Origin of the sequence: Deinococcus aquiradiocola, from assembly GCF_014646915.1 — a bacterium.
Taxonomy (GTDB): Bacteria; Deinococcota; Deinococci; order Deinococcales; family Deinococcaceae; genus Deinococcus; species Deinococcus aquiradiocola.
Genome location: NZ_BMOE01000008.1, coordinates 141,417 through 158,243, shown reverse-complemented (window position 1 = coordinate 158,243; position 16,827 = coordinate 141,417). Strand labels below are relative to the sequence as shown.

The 16,827-nt window shown below is 71.1% G+C and carries 14 protein-coding genes and 5 tRNA genes; 8 read left to right on the top strand and 11 right to left on the bottom strand.

What is annotated here, in order from left to right:
• The first annotated feature begins 23 nt into the window (after nucleotides 1-23).
• Nucleotides 24-1,388 carry a glutamate-1-semialdehyde 2,1-aminomutase gene (gene hemL / locus IEY33_RS12630; RefSeq protein ID WP_188963622.1) on the top strand — a complete coding sequence of 455 codons (1,365 nt, stop codon included), beginning with the start codon at nucleotides 24-26 and terminating at the stop codon, nucleotides 1,386-1,388.
• Nucleotides 1,385-1,813 carry a CoA-binding protein gene (locus IEY33_RS12625; RefSeq protein WP_229670991.1) on the top strand — a complete coding sequence of 143 codons (429 nt, stop codon included), beginning with the start codon at nucleotides 1,385-1,387 and terminating at the stop codon, nucleotides 1,811-1,813. The genes hemL and IEY33_RS12625 overlap by 4 nt, the downstream gene beginning before the upstream one ends.
• 223 nt (nucleotides 1,814-2,036) lie before the next feature.
• On the opposite strand, the gene ubiE is transcribed toward IEY33_RS12625, so the two are convergent.
• Entirely contained in the window at nucleotides 2,037-2,771 is a 735-nt protein-coding gene (gene ubiE / locus IEY33_RS12620) for a bifunctional demethylmenaquinone methyltransferase/2-methoxy-6-polyprenyl-1,4-benzoquinol methylase UbiE (protein ID WP_188963621.1), read from the bottom strand.
• Nucleotides 2,772-2,875: 104 nt separating this feature from the next.
• A complete protein-coding gene (locus IEY33_RS12615) occupies nucleotides 2,876-3,559 on the bottom strand; it encodes a hypothetical protein (protein WP_188963620.1) in 684 nt (227 codons plus the stop codon).
• A gap of 180 nt (nucleotides 3,560-3,739) precedes the next feature.
• Between IEY33_RS12615 and IEY33_RS12610 the strand changes: the two genes are divergently transcribed.
• Both IEY33_RS12610 and IEY33_RS12605 read left to right on the top strand, forming a co-directional pair.
• On the top strand, nucleotides 3,740-5,080 hold the full coding sequence (locus IEY33_RS12610; RefSeq protein ID WP_188963619.1) for a S8 family serine peptidase: 1,341 nt from the start codon (nucleotides 3,740-3,742) through the stop codon (nucleotides 5,078-5,080).
• A 12-nt stretch (nucleotides 5,081-5,092) separates the two neighbouring features.
• Nucleotides 5,093-7,705 (top strand): HD domain-containing phosphohydrolase, encoded by a 2,613-nt coding sequence (locus tag IEY33_RS12605; protein ID WP_188963618.1) that lies wholly within the window; start codon nucleotides 5,093-5,095, stop codon nucleotides 7,703-7,705.
• A gap of 103 nt (nucleotides 7,706-7,808) precedes the next feature.
• Here the strand turns inward: IEY33_RS12605 and tig are convergent, their stop codons facing one another.
• From tig to IEY33_RS12590, 3 genes are all read right to left on the bottom strand, one after another.
• Nucleotides 7,809-9,125 carry a trigger factor gene (tig, locus tag IEY33_RS12600; RefSeq protein WP_188963617.1) on the bottom strand — a complete coding sequence of 439 codons (1,317 nt, stop codon included), beginning with the start codon at nucleotides 9,123-9,125 and terminating at the stop codon, nucleotides 7,809-7,811.
• Nucleotides 9,126-9,202: 77 nt separating this feature from the next.
• Nucleotides 9,203-9,287 (bottom strand) — tRNA-Leu (locus IEY33_RS12595).
• A gap of 118 nt (nucleotides 9,288-9,405) precedes the next feature.
• Nucleotides 9,406-9,482, bottom strand: a tRNA-His gene (locus IEY33_RS12590).
• Nucleotides 9,483-9,707: 225 nt separating this feature from the next.
• Here IEY33_RS12590 and IEY33_RS12585 point away from each other — a divergent pair.
• The 3 genes from IEY33_RS12585 (at nucleotide 9,708) to IEY33_RS12575 (ending at nucleotide 10,009) form a co-directional block, all read left to right on the top strand.
• Nucleotides 9,708-9,795, top strand: a tRNA-Ser gene (locus IEY33_RS12585).
• A gap of 27 nt (nucleotides 9,796-9,822) precedes the next feature.
• Nucleotides 9,823-9,911, top strand: a tRNA-Ser gene (locus IEY33_RS12580).
• 21 nt (nucleotides 9,912-9,932) lie between these two features.
• A tRNA-Arg gene (locus IEY33_RS12575) sits at nucleotides 9,933-10,009 on the top strand.
• A 92-nt stretch (nucleotides 10,010-10,101) separates the two neighbouring features.
• On the opposite strand, the gene IEY33_RS12570 is transcribed toward IEY33_RS12575, so the two are convergent.
• The 6 genes from IEY33_RS12570 to IEY33_RS12545 form a co-directional block, all read right to left on the bottom strand.
• Nucleotides 10,102-10,866 (bottom strand): MHYT domain-containing protein, encoded by a 765-nt coding sequence (locus tag IEY33_RS12570; protein ID WP_188963616.1) that lies wholly within the window; start codon nucleotides 10,864-10,866, stop codon nucleotides 10,102-10,104.
• Between the two features lie 127 nt (nucleotides 10,867-10,993).
• Nucleotides 10,994-12,373 (bottom strand): sensor histidine kinase, encoded by a 1,380-nt coding sequence (locus IEY33_RS12565; protein ID WP_229670990.1) that lies wholly within the window; start codon nucleotides 12,371-12,373, stop codon nucleotides 10,994-10,996.
• Entirely contained in the window at nucleotides 12,351-13,010 is a 660-nt protein-coding gene (locus IEY33_RS12560) for a response regulator transcription factor (RefSeq protein WP_188963615.1), read from the bottom strand. The genes IEY33_RS12565 and IEY33_RS12560 overlap by 23 nt, the downstream gene beginning before the upstream one ends.
• Nucleotides 13,010-13,705, bottom strand: coding sequence for a ferric reductase (locus IEY33_RS12555; protein ID WP_188963614.1), 696 nt, complete (start codon nucleotides 13,703-13,705; stop codon nucleotides 13,010-13,012). Before IEY33_RS12555 ends, IEY33_RS12560 begins: the two co-directional genes overlap by 1 nt.
• Complete coding sequence (locus tag IEY33_RS12550) at nucleotides 13,702-13,890, bottom strand: hypothetical protein (protein ID WP_188963613.1); 189 nt, start codon at nucleotides 13,888-13,890, stop codon at nucleotides 13,702-13,704. Before IEY33_RS12550 ends, IEY33_RS12555 begins: the two co-directional genes overlap by 4 nt.
• An 11-nt stretch (nucleotides 13,891-13,901) precedes the next feature.
• A complete protein-coding gene (locus IEY33_RS12545) occupies nucleotides 13,902-15,170 on the bottom strand; it encodes a trypsin-like peptidase domain-containing protein (RefSeq protein WP_188963612.1) in 1,269 nt (422 codons plus the stop codon).
• Between the two features lie 324 nt (nucleotides 15,171-15,494).
• On the opposite strand from IEY33_RS12545, the gene IEY33_RS12540 reads away from it, so the two are divergent.
• Nucleotides 15,495-16,784, top strand: a complete 1,290-nt coding sequence (locus tag IEY33_RS12540) for an ABC transporter substrate-binding protein (RefSeq protein ID WP_188963611.1) — start codon at nucleotides 15,495-15,497, stop codon at nucleotides 16,782-16,784.
• The last annotated feature ends 43 nt before the right edge of the window (nucleotides 16,785-16,827 follow it).

Sequence of the window (16,827 nt, the reverse complement as noted above, 5' to 3'; positions counted from 1 at the left end):
GCGCTTGCATTAAGGTGGAGGGCATGACCGTGACTTCCAAGGTGGATTCCACTCAGCCTTCCGGTGCCAGCACCGCCCAGTCGGAGGCGCTGTTCGACCGGGCACGCCGCGTCACGCCGGGCGGCGTGAACTCGCCCGTGCGGGCCTTCCGTTCGGTGGGCGGCGTGCCGCGCTTCATGGCGAGTGCCGACGGCGCGTACCTCACGGACGCGGACGGCACGCGCTACGTGGACTACATCGGCTCGTGGGGCCCCATGATCCTCGGGCACAACCACCCGGCGGTGCGGGACGCGGTCGTGCAGGCCGCGCAGGACGGCACGAGCTTCGGGGCGCCCGGCTGGCGCGAGGTGGACCTCGCGGAACTCGTGTGCCGCGTGACGGGCGCGCAGAAGGTGCGGTTCGTGAACAGCGGCACGGAGGCCACCATGAGCGCCCTGCGGCTCGCGCGGGGCTTCACGGGCCGCAAGTACACCCTGAAGTTCCGCGGGAACTACCACGGGCACGCGGACGCGCTGCTGGTCGAGGCGGGCAGTGGCCTGATGACGAACGCCGACCAGCTGGGCACGGCCGCGCCGAGCAGTGCGGGCGTGCCGGACGAGTACGCGCGCCTGACGCTGGTGTCGGAGTACAACGACCCGCAGGCGCTGGACGCGCTGATGCGCGAGCGCGGGCACGAGATCGCCGCCGTGATCTTCGAGCCGGTGGTGGGAAACGCGGGCGTGCTGCTGCCCACCCCGGACTTCCTGTCGGCCCTGCACCGCGTGCGGGAGCACGGGACGCTGCTCATCGCGGACGAGGTCATGACGGGCTTCCGGCTGTCCGCGAACGGCGCGACGGGCCGCCTGGGCCTCACGCCGGACCTGAGCTGCTGGGGCAAGATCATCGGCGGGGGCCTCCCGGTCGGCGCGTACGGCGGGCGGGCCGAGATCATGGACTTCGTGTCGCCGCAGGGACCGGTGTACCAGGCGGGCACGCTGAGCGGCAACCCGCTCGCCATGAGTGCCGGTCTCGCGACCCTGCAGGCCCTGCAGGACGACCCCGGCCTGTACGCGAGGCTGGACGCGTACACCGAACGGCTCGCGCAGGGCCTGCAGGCGGCGGCGGACGAGGCGGGCGTGACCGTGTGCATCAACCACGTGGGCAGCATGCTGACGGTGTTCTTCCAGGCGGGACCGGTCGCGACGTACACCGACGCGGCACGGTCCGACACGGCCGCCTTCGCCGTGTGGTTCCAGGGCCTGCTGAGGCGCGGCGTGTACTGGGCGCCCAGCCAGTTCGAGAGCATCTTCGTGAGCGGCGTGCACGGCGACACGGAACTGCAGGCGACGCTGCAGGCGGCCAGGGAAGCGTTCCTGGAAGTGGCCGCACACGCGGGAGCGGACGCGTGACGCTCCTCACCGCCCGTACGGACGTCATGAAGGTGCTGGAGGACAGCCGGGTGGTGGCCGTGATCGGCTTTCACCGCGATCCCGGCAAGCCCGCCCATTACGTGCCGGAGTACCTGGACCGGCAGGGGTACACCATCCTGCCGGTCAACCCGGCCCTGGCGGCCAGGGGCGAGAGTTTCTTCGGGCGTCCCGTCGCGTCCACCCTGGCGGACCTGCCCGGGCCGGTGGACGTGGTGGAGGTGTTCCGACGCTCCGACAGGGTGCACGAGCACCTCGCGGACATCCTGGCGATGCAGCCGCTCCCGAAGGTCGTCTGGATGCAGCAGGGCATCCGGGACGACGGGGTGGCCGCGCAGCTGGTGGCGGCGGGCATCAGCGTGATTCAGGACCGCTGTATGCTGGCCGACCACCGCATGTGGATGTAGGACGGATTCCGACCGAGTCGCACGGTGGCTGCGGGTTCACCCCGAGTGGTACGAGAGGAAACCCGACGCTTGGCGTTCAACTCCCGGAACGCGCGTGAGCACGACAGCGTGCGCCCACACCGGTGGGCGTGGCGGCATGAGGAGAGGGGTCCGGAACGCCGTCAGCGCCGGACCCCTCTGCTTGTCTGTGCGGCGCGCGGGTCGGTGTGGGCCGCGCGGCGGTTCAGCGTTTGTCGCCGACGTGGATGGCGGCGATCCCGAAGGTCAGCAGGCGGTAGCGGGTGCGGAAGCCGGTGGCGACCATGAGGCCCGCGAGCCGGTCGGGGGCGGGGAAGGCGAGGACACTTTCCGGCAGGTACGTGTACGCGCCCGCGTTACCGCTCACCAGGCCGCCGATGCGCGGCAGGATGTGCTGGAAGTAGAAGCGGAAGATGCTGCCGAACACGCCCGGGGCGGGCGGCGGGAACTCCAGGATCACGCAGCGGCCGCCGGGCCGCAGGACGCGCCAGAACTCGGCGAGGCCGCGCGCGTAGTCGGAGAAGTTGCGGAAGCCGAAGGCGCAGGTGACGGTGTCGAAGCTGGCGTCGGGGTACGGGAGGTGCAGCGCGTCGCCTTCTTCGAGGCGGATGTCGAGGTGCTGCGTCCTGGCCTTGGCGCGGCCGATGTCGAGCATCTGCGGCACGAAGTCCGAGCCGGTCACGGTGGTGGCGGGTGAGCGGCGCTTGAGTTCCAGCGCGAAGTCGGCGGTGCCGGTGGCGACGTCGAGCAGGTCGTGCGGGTGCAGCAGCAGGGCTTCCTGCGCGGCGGCGCGGCGCCAGCCCCGGTCCACGCCGAGGCTCAGGACGCGGTTGAGCAGGTCGTAGCGGTGCGCGATGGACGCGAACATCGCCTGCACGTCGTCGGCCTTGCGTTGCTGATCGGTCTGGGAGTGCTGGTCGCCGACGCGCGGAATGGTCATGCGGGGAGTGTAGAGCATCTGCCGGAGCGGCTGTGCAGCTTTTCTGACCGAGCGCACGCTCCGGAAGGCGTGCTGGAGGGACCGCAGGGACGCGGCGGGGGCGGTCAGCGGGCGCGGCCTTCGACGTTCACGGTGAGGGTGCCGCTGGCGGTGCGGCCGCCTTCCTGCACGACGTTCACGTTCACGGTGTACTGCTGGGTGGGGCCGTCCGGCGCGGCGCTGAGCGTGAGCGGCACTTCCTGCCCGAGCTGCACGTCCTGCGTGCGGGCGAGGGTCACGGTGACGGGGGCGGGCGTGGCCTTCAGGGGGTTGGTGGCCTGCGCCTGCAGCGTGAAGCGGTCGGGGCGGGCCTTGACGTCGAAGCCGCCGACGCGCACGCGCAGCTGCTGGCGGGTTCCGGCGGTGAGGGTCGTCTCGCTGAAGCCCTTGCCGGTCATGGGGCTGATGACGACGTACCCGCCCGCGCAGCCGAAGTTGCGCAGGCCCGCGATGTCGCGCGCTCCGAGGAACAGCGCCGGGAAGAGCGACGCGACGACGAGGCCCAGCCCGAAGATCGCGCGGGGCGGGCGGTTCCACTGGCTGGCGGCGAGGCCCAGTCCGCCCGGGCCGAGCAGCAGCGGCGCGATGAGGGCCACGACCGTCTGGCCCTCGCAGGGGTTGGGGTTCAGGCCGCCGAGGAGGCGCACCAGCAGGTACACGAGGACGCCCGCCCCGTACCCGAGCGCAAAGTGCAGGGGGGTGGCGCGGCCTTGCGGTTCGGCGGGGTGGAGGTCAGCGGGAGCGGTCATGACGGCAGGCTAGCAGGCGCGCGCCGGGACAATCACGCCGGGCGCCACGGGGGACGCGGCCTTGAATGTGAACGTTTGTAAGCAAGTGGTGAAGGGCCGACGTCTATCGTGACACTGAAAGGACGTGCCCGCCCGCCACGCTCTCCCGCCGTACCCTCCCCTGAACGCCAAGGACGCCTCATGACCCACGCCCGACCCTCCCTGTCCCTGCTGTCCCTCGCCCTCACGGCGGCCCTGCTGTCCGCCTGCAGTTCCTCCCCCACCCCGCCTCAGGCCTCGCAGGCGACCGCTCCGCCCGTCTTGCAGCCGGTGTCGCTGGTGACGGTGCCGCTGCAGGCGGGCGACTCGCCCTCGTCCGTCGGGGCGGCCCTGCACGGCACGGTCCTCTCGTGGAACGACGCGGGCTGCGCGTCCGGCGTGACCGTGGACTGCGAGGCGATCGTGGGCGTGCAGGCCCCTGTGGCCCTCGCCGCGCAGGGCGTGGGTCGCCTGGGGCGGCCCGTGACGGTGGAGGCGAACGGCGCGGCCTTCCGGGCGACCGGGACGCTGCTGGTGGGCATGGAGGGCGCACGCATCGCCTGGGCGGGCGGGAGCCTGCAGGCCTGGACGCAGGGCGCGCGGATCGCGTGGGCGGGCGGCACGTACGCGCCCGTCCCGCAGAACACCGCCACCTGGACGCAGGTGCACCTGCAGCAGGCGCAGGCGCTCGCCCCGGCCCTCGGGGAGGGCGTCACGGTGGCCGTCATCGACACCGGCCTTGACCTGACGCACCCGGCCTTCGAGGGCGCCCTGACGGACCCCTCGACGTGGCAGGACTACGTGGGCGCGGACCGCGTGCCACAGGAGGAAGGGGTGCTCGGCACGGGCGGTTACGGGCACGGGACGAACGTGGCCGGGATCGTGCTGCAGATCGCGCCCAACGCGAAGATCATGCCGCTGCGCGTGCTGGACGCGAACGGGGTGGGGACGGTGGCGAACGTGGCGCTCGCGGTGCGCTGGGCGGCGGACCACGGGGCGAACGTCATCAACCTCAGTCTCGGCAGCGCGAAGGACTCTAGGGCCGTGCGGGACGCCGTCGCGTCGGCCGCTGCCCGGCACATTCCGGTGATCGCGTCTGCCGGGAACGACGGCAGCACCCGCCTCACGTACCCGGCCGCGAACGCCCCGGACGTCGGCAACCTGCTCGGGGTGGGCAGCGTGGACGCGGCCGACGTGAAGTCGCTGTTCTCCAGTTACGGCAGGGACCTGTCGCTGCTCGCGCCGGGCGAGCACGTGTACGCGCCTGCCCCGGACGGCCTGCTGGCCGCGTGGACCGGCACGAGCATGTCCGCGCCGGAAGTGGCGGGCGGTCTGGCCCTCGCGCTCGGGCAGCCGCTGAAGGTCGGCGTGGACGACCTGACGGGCGCCCTGCGCGGCAGCGCGACGAAAGTGGACGGCCTGCTCCCGAACCTGCCGTACGCGGGGCGGCTCGGCAGTGGCCGCGTGGACCTCTCGGCCTTCCTCGGCAGAACGGTCCGGTAGGCGAGGAACGTCTTGAGTCTCCCGCCGCGTCAGACGGCCCCTCCGGCACCGGAGGGGCCGGGGGCGCTGCATGCCCTGCAGGCGGAACTGGCCACGCTGCTCGAACAGCGTTCCCCGGACCTGCTGGCGCGGGCGCAGGACTACCTCGCGCTCACGGAACTGCTCGGGGACCGGGCCGGGGAGGCGGGCGCGCACCTGCTGCTCGCGCAGGCCCTCGTGGCGGCGGAACCGCACGCGGCCCTCGTGGCGGCGGGCCGCGCCGCCAGGGCGTTCGCGGCGCTGGACATGCCCGTGCAGCACGCGGAGGCGCTCACCTTGAGCGGCCGCCTGCACCTGAACCAGGGAGCCTTCGAGGCGGCGGAAGGCGACCTGCGCGCGGCCCTGCTGCTCGTGCAGCCGCTGGACACGCCGGACGCGCAGACGCTGTCCGCCACGGCCCTGAACGCGCTGGCGGGCGCGCAGTTCAACCGCGGCGAGGCGCGGGAGGCGCTGCTGTCGCTGGAGACGGCGCTGCGCGTGTGGACGCGGCTCGGGCACCTGCCGGGGCAGGCGTCGTGCCTCACGAACATCGGGAGCCTGCAGACGACCTTCGGGGAGTTCCACGCGGCCATCGAGACGCTCGGCCGCGCGTACCGCCTGTACCAGTCGGGCCTGCAGGACGCCCACGCGGAGGGCTGCATCCTGAACAGCCTCGCGTCGGCGCACGCCGCGAACCAGGATCACGCGCTGGCGGTCGAGGTGGCCACGTCGGCCCTCACGGCGGCCCGCGAGAGCGGCGACACCCTGCTCCTGACGACCACTCACCTGAACCTCGGCACGTTCTCCCTGCAGGCAGGGCAGTTCACGGCGGCGGCCGAGCAGCTCGGGCAGGCCCTGCAGCTCAGCCGGGAGGCGGGCTACCGCACGACGGAACTGTCCACGCTGGACAGCCTGGGCCTGCTGCACCAGCGGACGGGCCGCCCCAGGGACGCGCTCGGCGCGCACATCTCGGCACTGGAACTGGCGCTGGAACTGCGGGACACGCAGGGGGAACTGGAGGCGCGCCTGCACCTGGGCCGCGTGCAGAAGACGCTGGGCGAGGTGAGCGCCGCGCGCGAGCAGGTCGGGGAGGCGCTCGGCCTGGCGCTCGACTGCCAGAACCGGAGCGCGGAGGCCGAAGCGCAGCAGCTGCTCGCCGAACTCGCGCAGCAGGAGGGCGACTACCGGCAGGCGTACGAGCACCTGCAGGCGCACCTGAGCGTGAAGGACGAACTCTTCAACGTGGAGCGCGACCGGCAGACCCGCAACCTCAGCGTGCGTTTCGAGGTGGAACGCGCCCGGCATGACGCGGACGTGTACCGCGTGCGGACGGAACTCGCTCAGGAGGGCCTGCACGCGGCCGAGGCGCAGGTGCAGCAGCGCACGGCGGAACTCGCGCGGGCGCAGCACGAGGTCGTGACGCGCCTCGCGATGGCCGCCGAGTACCGCGACGACACGACCGGCGAGCACACGCGCCGCGTGGGCCGGGCGGCCGCCCGCATCGCGCGCGCGCTCGGGTGGACGGCGGAACGCGCGCGGCTGCTGGGCGTCGCGGCGCGCCTGCACGACGTCGGCAAGATCGGCATTCCGGACGCGATCCTGCTCAAACGCGGGCAGCTGAGCGCGCAGGAGTTCGACCAGATGAAGACGCACACCCTGATCGGGGCGCGCATCCTGTCGGGCGGCCGTTCGGAACTGCTGCAGCTGGCCGAGGAGATCGCCCTGACACACCACGAACGCTGGGACGGGAGCGGGTACCCCATCGGGCTGAGCGGCACGCAGATCCCGCTGACGGGCCGGATCGTGGCGCTCGCGGACGTGTTCGACGCGCTCACGCAGGCCCGGCCGTACAAGGCCGCCTGGACGCGCGAGGAGGCGCTGCAGGAGGTGCGCCGCTCGGCGGGCACGCACTTCGACCCGCTGATCGTGGAGACGGCCCTGCAGGTGCTGGGCAGCGATCACGACCCGGACGGCGAAGACGACGCGGACGGCACGGATGGGAGTGACGCGGACGTGCTCAGCGTGTTCGAGCAGCTGCTGCTGGCCCGCACGCAGGACCTCGGGAGCGCGCGGCAGGCGGCGGAGGCGGCCGCGTCGGAGCCCGCACGCATGGCGGTGCAGGACACCCTGACGGGCCTCCCGAACCGCCGCGCGTTCGTGGAGGCGCTCGAGGGTCTGCTCACGCCGGTCCTGTCCGGGCCGGGACCGGTGAGCGCGCGTGCCGCCGTCACGGTCCTGACGCTGCACTGTGACTTCACGCCGCCCGGACAGGACCGCCCCCCGGAAGACGCCATGCCCGACGAGGCCCTGCGGGCCTTCGCGTCCCGGCTGCAGGAGGCCTTCCTGCCACTGGGGCGCACGTACCGGCTGGACGGGCCGGTGCTGGCGGTCCTCGCTCCTTACCTCACGGAGGCGCAGGCGAACGACCTCGTTTGCCGCGCCCTGCAGGGGACCGCCGCGCCGGGTGCGTGCATTCCGCGCGTCAGTTCCGGTCTCGCCTGCAGTCCCGCCGACGCGAGCACCCCGGAGGAGCTGATGCGCGTCAGCGAGCGCCGCATGGACCACCAGCGGCTCAGCCGCCAGCTGGAACACCACACCGAACCCTGAGGGGCAGTGCGCGGCCCGGCGGCACGCCCACCGCAAGCGCCAAGGAACAGCAGAGCAGCGCCCCCCGGCCGTGTGGACCGGGGGGCGCTGCTGGGGGGCCGGATTACTCGGCGGTTTCGGTGGGCGCGGTTTCCGTCTCTTCGGCGGGCGCGTCCTTCTGCTCGGCCGTTTCCGGCTGGCCGAGCTGGCTGATGGCCTGGCTGAGCGCCTGCTCGCGCACGATGCTGGCGTAGTAGCCGTTCAGGCCGTTCGGCCCGAGCTGGGTGCGCAGCTGCTGCACGGTCATGTTGTTCGACTGCGCCAGCGCGCTGAGGGCCGCGTTGAACTGCGTGTCCGTCAGCTGCAGGCCCTGGTCCTCGGCGAGCTGTTCGAGCGCCAGGTCGCGGCGCACGCGCGTCTCGGCGTTCTTGGCGAGGTCCGCCATGAACTCGTCGAGCTTGCCCTGCTCCTGCATGAAGCTCTCGTACTCGCTCCACTTGACGCCCTGGCGGGACAGGTCCGCCTGGATCTCCTCGAGCATCGCCTCACGGCGGTTGCCCAGGAGCGCCTGGGGAATCTCGACCTCCATACCTTCCGTGAGGGCCGTGACGAACTCCTCGCGGCGGGCAGTGTCGCCCTCGCGGCCCGCGCGGGTCTCGAGTTCGGTCTTCAGGTCGCTGCGCAGACGGTCGAGCGACTCGAAGTTCAGGGACTTCGCGAACTCGTCGTCCAGCGCCTGCAGCTGCTTGTGCTTGACGTCCTCCACGCGCACCTTGACGGTGTGGGCGGGGTGCTCGTGGTCGCCGTGCTGGTGGGCGGGAACGGTGATCTCGACCTCGTCGCCCTTGTTCTTGCCGACGAGGGCGTCGCGCACGTGCGCTTCGGCCATGTCGAGGTACACGGGGTAGCTGCCGCTCTGCTCCTCGCTGCCTTCCGCGAGTTCCTGGATGGTGACCATGTCGCTCGCCTCGATGGGACGCTCGACGCTCTCGAAGGTCGCGTTGCGTTCACGCAGGTCCGTGAGGGTCTGCTCCAGCACCTCGTCGGTGATCTCGGGCGCCTGCGCGCTGAGACTCACGCCTTTCCAGTCGCCGAGTTTCACCTGCGGGTACGTCTCGCCGGTCACGCCGAAGTCGAAGGCCTGGCCGTCCTTGAGGGCGCCGGGGTCGATGCTGGCGTCCACGAGGTTCAGCTTCAGTTCGCGGGCGGCCTGGGGGTAGTGGACTTCCAGCAGGCGGTCACGGACCTCGCTGTCCACGTAGCCCATGCCGACGCGCTTCGCGAGGACGCTGCGGGGCGCCTTGCCGGGACGGAAGCCGGGGACCCGCACGTCACGCGAGATGGCGGTCCAGACCTGCTGGTAGGCGCGGCTCACCTCGGCTGCGGGCACCGTGACCTTGAACTCCACCTTGTTGCCGTTTTGACTCACCAGTTCTGCCATTGTCTTCTTCCTCCGGATGTAACCCTGAAACGGTCTTCAAAAAGGAACGGCCCTACAGGAGGGCCGCTTCACGCTTATGGTGCGAGGAAAGGGACTTGAACCCTCACATCTTTCGATACCAGAGCCTAAATCTGGCGCGTCTACCAGTTCCGCCATCCCCGCAAGAAGTCACGACCGCTTGCCGCAGCTTGGCCCTCGGGCCCCACCGCGAAGGCGGCGAAATTCATAGACACTCCAGACTCCAGCATCCAGCCAGGTGAAGTCCCCCGGTATTCGTGTTTGGGGTGGATTATGGGATTTGAACCCACGACCTCCGCTTCCACAGAGCGGCGCTCTAACCGACTGAGCTAAACCCACCACAGGCCCCACGCCACAACTTCAGGCCGTTTCTGGCCCTCATTACAGCCTAGCTATTTTAGGGACGCCCGGCCGACATGTCAAGAAGCCGGACCCGGCATCGCCGCCCGCCCGGCAGACCCCTCCGTTCTCCCGCCCGGCCCCCGGGTTGACAGAATCAGCAACGCCACATATACTCCTCTACGCGCTGAAGGCAGCCAGCCCTGGCGCTTCCCACCCAAACCAGGGGGGTTGGCCGAGTGGTTGAAGGCAGCAGTCTTGAAAACTGCAGTAGGGCAACCTACCGGGGGTTCGAATCCCTCACCCTCCGCCAGCGTGTACAATCGACGTAATTCCGCCTGGAGAGGTGGGTGAGCGGCTTAAACCACAGTCCTGCTAAGACTGCGTACTCAAAAGGTACCGAGAGTTCAAATCTCTCCCTCTCCGCCAAGCTTTACGTCAAAGCCATGTGTGCCTGTAGCTCAGCTGGATAGAGCGTCTGACTACGGATCAGAAGGCCAGGGGTTCGAATCCCTTCAGGCACACCACAGAGACCCTGCCTCCGGGCGGGGTTTTTCTTTTGTGTCGTGCAAATGAACGCCCCCGACGTCGCGGTCGGGGGCGCTGGAGTGAGGGGGCTTCAGTCGCCGGCCATCCGGGAGGGTTTGGTGGAGAGCTGGTCGGCGAGGATGGCGATGTACGTGCCGACGAACACGAGGATGGTCGCGCCGACCACCATGTACACGAGGTTCTGGGGGTCGGTGCCGCTGACGAGGTTGACGACTTCGGTGCTCATGTTGAAGCGCACGGCGGCCATGCCGGTGTAGTGCATGCCGGCGATGGCAAGACCCATCACGAGGGCCGCGCCGGTCTGGATGGCGAGGCGCTGCACGAGGCTGTACGTGGCGGTCATGACGCGCGAGAAGAGGAAGAACGCGACGCTGGCGGCACCGACGGCGATCAGGACGCTGAGCGCGAAGGGAACGGGGAGGTAGGAGGTGACGGCGTTGGCCTGCATGGCGGCCATGCCGAGGTAGTGCATGAGGCAGATGCCGATGCCGGCGATGACGCCGCTGACGAGGATGCGCGGCAGGGTGGGGGTGCCGCGGACCATGTAGAAGCTCGCGCCGATCAGGAAGGCGACGGCGCTCAGGCCGCTGATGAGGGTCAGCGGGAGGCCGTACGTGACGTTGGTGGAGAGCTCGAAGGCGATCATGCCGATGAAGTGCATGGCCCAGATGCCGTACCCGAGCACGCCGCCCAGCGCGAGGGGGGCGGTGACGCTGCCGTCCTGACGGAAGCGGCGCGCGAGTTCCAGGGCGAGGAAGGACGTGACGGACGCGATGAGGAAGGAGAGGACGATGAGGGCCGGGTTCCAGTGGTGCGGCAGCATGGTGTCTTGCATGGGAGCTCCTCGGGGCAGGGTCAGGCAGGGAGGCCATGATGTGCCCAGTGTGAGCATCTTAAGAAGACGGGTGTTTCAGCGTTCTTACATCACGGGACCCCAAAGATCACAGCGGGCAGGCCGACGTTCAGGGATCGAGCGGCAGGCGCAGGACGGCGGTGAAGCCCTCGCCGGGCGTGCTGTGCAGGTCGAGGTGCCCGCCGTGCAGGGCCGCGACGTGCCGCACGATGGCGAGCCCGAGACCGTGTCCGCCGTCCTCGCGGCCGGGACTGCGGGCGCTGTCCGGGCGGTAGAAGGCCTCGCCGAGCCGGTCGAGGACGGCGCCCTGCACGCCGGGACCGTCGTCGTGGACGCGGAGGGTGGCCCAGTCGTCCTGCCGGGCGAGCGTCAGGGTGACGGCACTGCCGGGCGCGTGATGCACGGCGTTCTGCAGGAGGTTCGTGACGGCCTGCCCGAGCAGCACGGCGTCGCCCTGCACGGTCAGCTGTTCGCCGCTCAGGTCGAGGTCCGTGTCGGGGAAGCGGCTGCGGGCGGCGTCCACGGCGTCTGCGGCGACGCCGAGCAGCGGCACGCTGCGGCGGGCGAGGGTCTGCGGGTTGCGCGCGAGGAGCAGCAGATGCTCGGTGAGCGTGGCGAGGCGCGAGAGGTCCGTGCCGATCTCGTGCAGGTCCTGCCGGTAGCGGGCCGCGTCGCGGTCTCGGCTGAGGGACAGCGCGACGCGCGTCTTGAGGGCCGCGAGGGGGCTGCGCAGGTCGTGCGCGGCGGACCGCAGGAACTGCACCTCGCGCGCGCGCGTGTCGGCCAGCTGCCGGAAGCTCGCCTGGAGCGTCCCGGCGAGCCGGGAGAGTTCGTCGTGGCCGTCCGTGCCGGGCAGGGGGCGCGTCAGGTCGCCGCTCTGCCCGATCATCCGGGCTTCCTGTTCGAGGGCGGAGATGGGGCGCAGCATGCGGCCGCCCGCCCACCACGCGGCGAGGCAGGCGAGCAGCAGCACGCAGGGCAGGATGAACAGCACGGCGCGCAGGAAGGCGCGGCGGGCGTCGTCGGTGCCCTGACCGGAGAGGGCCAGCGTGAGGAGCGCGTACCCGCTGCGCGGCCCGAGGCGCTGCGCGAGCACGTAGCGGTCCCCGAGGCGGTACACGCCCGGCGACACGGCGAGCGGCAGGTCGCCGGGGAACTGGCGGCTGCTCATGACGACGGTGCCGCCGACCGAGGCGCGCAGCTGGATGTCGCCGGGCACGTCGCGGCCCATCACGTCGTCGATGTCGTACCGGCCGAACATCAGGCTGTTCTCGACGCGTTCGTGCAGGACGGTCGCCGCGCTCGTCAGGCGGTCGAGCTGCGCCTGCTGCACGAAGCGCTGCGCGACGACGTACAGCCCGAAGGACAGCACCACGGCCACGAACACGCACGCGAGGCCCGCCGCGAGCGCCATGCGGGTCCGCAGCGACAGGTGGCGCGCGCGGGAGGGGCGGGCCGCGTGCACGTCAGGCGTCCACGCGGTACCCACGTCCGCGTTCGCTCTGCACGACGTCCGGGGAGAGCTTGCGGCGCAGGTAGCGGACGTACACGTCCACGATGCGCGCCTCGCCGCTGAAGTCCAGGCCCCACACGCGCGACAGGAGTTCCTCGCGGGTGAACCAGCGGCCCCGGCTCTGCAGGAGGGTGTCGAGCAGCGCGTACTCGCGGCCCGTCACGGCGACTTCCGTGCCGTCCCAGCGGACGGTGCGGCCCACCGTGTCGAGCTGGCCGCGCCCGCCGCCGAACGCGAGGAGGGCGGTGCGGCTGCTGCCCTTGCGGCCGATGGCGCGCAGCGTGGCGAGCAGTTCGGGCGTCTCGAAGGGCTTGACGAGGTACGCGTCCCCGCCGAGGTCGAGGCCCTGCACGCGGTCGCCGACCTCGCCGCGCGCCGTGAGGAACAGGATGGCGGCCTCGATGCCCGCCTCGCGCAGGCGGCGGGCCACCTCGAAGCCGTCCATGCCGGGCAGCATCACGTCCAGCACCATCAGCGGGTACAGGTCGCTGAGGCCCTCGTGCAGGCCCCCGGGGCCGTCCGTGCAGGTGGTGACGGTGTACCCGGCCTCGCTGAGCGTCTCGGAGAGCGGCCCGGCGATGCGCGGGTCGTCCTCGACGAGCAGCAGACGCATCAGGTCTCCCCTGCCGGACGGGCGGCGGTCCGGCCGCGCGCGAAGGTGAGCGTCAGGAGGCGCACGGCGAGCGCGGCGCCCACGGCGGCCGACCCGAGCGCCTCGGTGGCGCCCGCGTGCCCGAGCCAGGTGGCGTGCAGCGTGCCGAGCACGAAGGCCGGGTACGCGAGCAGGTGCAGGGCGCGGGCGGCCCGGACGCCGATCCGGCCGCGCAGCGCCCACGTGACGTACACGGTCGCCAGGACGTACAGGGCGAGCGTGCCGAGCGCGAGCGGCAGCGTGTCCTGCGGGGCGCGGCCCGGCACGAGCAGTTCGGGGAGCGTGAGGGCGCGCGGGCCGACCAGCGTGAACGCGCCGTGCACGACGCACAGCGTCATGGCGAAGCCCGCGAGGACGCCGTGCCAGCCGGTCTTGAGGGCGGCGTTCAGGACCTGCGGCAGGAAGCGCGTGCCGATCAGGCTGCCGAGCACGCAGGTCGCGGCGAGCAGCAGGCTGCCGTACTGGCCGGTCTGCGTGAGGAGCGCGCGGCTCCAACCGCCCGCCAGCGTGCCCCGGTACGCCATGCCCCACGCCAGCACGAGCAGGCCGAGCAGCAGGCCCGTCAGGAGCGCCACGGCCGCCTGAACCGGGTCGTGCCGGGAGGCCCGCACGTCCTGACCGGTCCCTTCTGCCTGCGGCTGGCCCGTCTCCTTCACCGCGTGCCGTCCGGGGTGCCGTCCCACACGGACGGGTGCGGCGCGCGCTCCGGCAGGACGTGCGCGGCCTTCAGGGCACTCGCGCCGAACACGGCGGCACTCAGCAGCAGCAGGGCCAGCGTCGCGCGCGGCTGGTCGAACCGCCGGGCGCGGCGGGCAGTTCGGGCGGGCGGGGGGACCTTCACGCCGTCCATTGTCACCCCTGATCGGTGGGTTTGGCGCTCAGCGTCACGGTGAGGTTCAGGGTGCGGCCGTCACGCACGACGCGCAGCGTCACGCGGTCCCCGACCTGCTTGCCGCGCAGGTACGCGACGAGGCCCGCCGGGGTGCTGACGGCCCGGCCGTCCACGCCCACGATGATGTCCGCGCCCGAGAAGTCCTGCTGCACGTCGCCGGACGCGTCCCGGAACTCGCGGACGGTGCCGCCCTTCAGGCCCGCGCGGGCCGCACCGAGACCCGGCGTGACGGACGTGACGAGCACGCCGTCCTGCCCGGTCGACGAGCGGGCGTCCGTGACGCCGATCCCCAGGACCGGCACGCCGCGCTTGACGCCCGACACGAGCTGCTTCAGGACGGCGCTGTCCTGCGTGACCGGCACGAAATAACTCGCGAAACTGCCGTTCTGGTTGCTGATGGCGGTGCTGACGCCCACCACCTCGCCCTGCGCGTTCAGGACCGGGCCGCCCGAGTCGCCCGGCGCGAGCGGCATGCTGGACTCCACCATGTTGCTCGGGAAGGTCGGGTCGAGCGAGACGTTGAGGGCCGTGACGGCGCCCGCGCGGCCCCCGTCGAAGCTGCCGCGCGAGTTGCCGATGGCGACGACGCCCGCCCCGACGCCCGGGGTGCTGGCCGCGAGCGTCAGGGCCGGGAAGTCCTGTCCGTCGGCCTTGAGGACCGCGAGGTCGCGCACCTCGTCGTACCCGACGAGCGTGACGGGCAGGTCCTGTCCGGCCTGCGTGGTGACGCTCAGTCTGGCGCTGCTGTCGCCGAGCGGGACGTGCGCGGCCGTGAGGATCAGGCCGTTCGCCGACATGAAGAACCCGCTGCCGATGCCGCTGTCGCCGACGTTGACGCGCACGGCGCTGCGGACGGACGCGTCGTACACGCGCCGCAGGGCGGTGCTGCCGGAGCGGCCGCGCGTGCCGGTGTCCTGCGCGGTCGCCTGGGGAGTGGTGGGGGCCGTCGCCTGGGGAGCCGTGGCCTCCGGCGTGCCAGCGTCCGGCGTGAGCGGCGCCTGGTACGGACTGGTGCGCGCGTCGTTCTGCGGCGCGGCATTCCGTGCCGCGCCGTCCTGTGTCGTGTCGTTCTGGGCAGCTCCGTTCTGATCGGGGCTGGCCTGGGCCGTCCCGCGCTGGGCGGCGTCGCTGCGGGTGTGGGCCGGGCCGGGCAGGTACGGCACGGCGACGATGGCCGCCGCGACCGGCAGGGCCAGCAGGGGCCAGTACTTGTTGAAGGTGCTGTTCATCAGGGTGCCTCCAGGGCGGGAGAAGGAAAGGGAACTCGCCTGCATGGAGGCTAGGGGCGCGCGGTTAAACGGCCGTTAACGGGGCCTGCGCGCCCGTGCGGGTGGTGCGGTCCTGCAGGGCCGTCCCGCGTGGAGTGCAAAGGTTCACGGCATGTGAACGCCCGTTCAACATCTGACAGCTTTCTGACAGCAGCGACTTACGCTCTGCAGGTAAGCAGGATGAGTTTCACCTGAAGAACTGCCTTTACCGCATTTACCCGACATCAACACTCCAGACACGGCCAGCCACTCTGCCGTGACGTGCCGCTATTGCAAGGAGCTCCCATGAAGAAGATCATCACGCTGTCCCTCCTCACGCTCGGTTCCTTTGCGGCGGCGCAGACCACCGTGGAGTTCTGGCACTCCTTCGGGGACGCCAAACGCGGCGACTGGATCCAGGCGCGCGCCGACGAGTACAACAAGGCGCACCCCGGCGTGAAGATCGTCCCGACCTTCAAGGGCAGCTACAACGACAGCCTGCAGGCCACCATCCTCGCCGCGCGGCAGGGCAAGGCCCCAGACCTCGTGCAGATCTTCGAGGTGGGCAGCCAGCTCGCGCTGGACAGCGGCGTGTTCCAGCCGGTCAGCAGCGTCAGAAACGTGGATTTCGGCGATTACATCAAGCCGGTCGTGAACTACTACACCATTCAGGGCAAGGTGAACAGCCTGCCGTTCAACAGCAGCAGCCCGGTGCTGTACTTCAACCGGGACCTGATGGTGAAGGCCGGACTGGACCCCAAGGTGCCGCCCACCACGTTCGGCGCGGTCCTGAAAGCCTGCGCGAAGTTCGACGCGGCGAAACTCGGCGTGAAGTGCATGGCGCTCACCCCGTACAGCTGGCTGTTCGAGCAGTGGATGAGCGAGCAGAACGCCGTGCTCCTCAACAACGGCAACGGCCGCCAGGGCCGCGCGACCGCCAGCAACGTCGACAGCGCCGCCGCCCGCAAGGTCTTCCAGTTCTACAAGGACCTGCAGGACCGCGGCTACCTGACGAACACCGGCAAGCTCGCCGACACCAGCGGCACGGACGCCATCTTCGGCAGCCAGAAGGCCCTCTTCACCATCGACAGCACCGCCGCGATCGGGAACCTCACGGACGCCGCCAAGCAGGCGGGCTTCAGGATGGGCGTCGGCGTGCTGCCCATCCCTGACGGCAGCAAACGCAACGGCGTCGTGATCGGCGGCGCGAGCCTGTGGATCAGCAAGACGGCCCCCAGGGCGCAGGCCGAGGCGGCGCTGGACTTCGCGCTGTACATGACCAGCACCGGCAACATGGCCAGCTGGCACAAACTCACCGGGTACTACCCGGTCCGCAGCAGCAGCGTCGACCTGCTCCGCAAGCAGGGCTGGTTCTCCAGCACGCCGCTGCAGATCCTGGCGTTCAACCAGCTGCTGAACACCACCCCGAACGTCGCGAGCGCCGGCGCCCTGAACGGCGCGGCCATCCAGACGCGCAACATCATCGAGCAGGGCATCCAGAAGGTCCTGAGCGGCCAGAGCGTGGACAGCGCCGTCAGCGCCACCAAGGAACAGGTGGACGCCGCCCTCGCCGACTACAACAAGAACTTCAAGTAAGAGGTGGCCCGGTGACCTGCCCCCTGGCGTGGCCGGGGGGCGG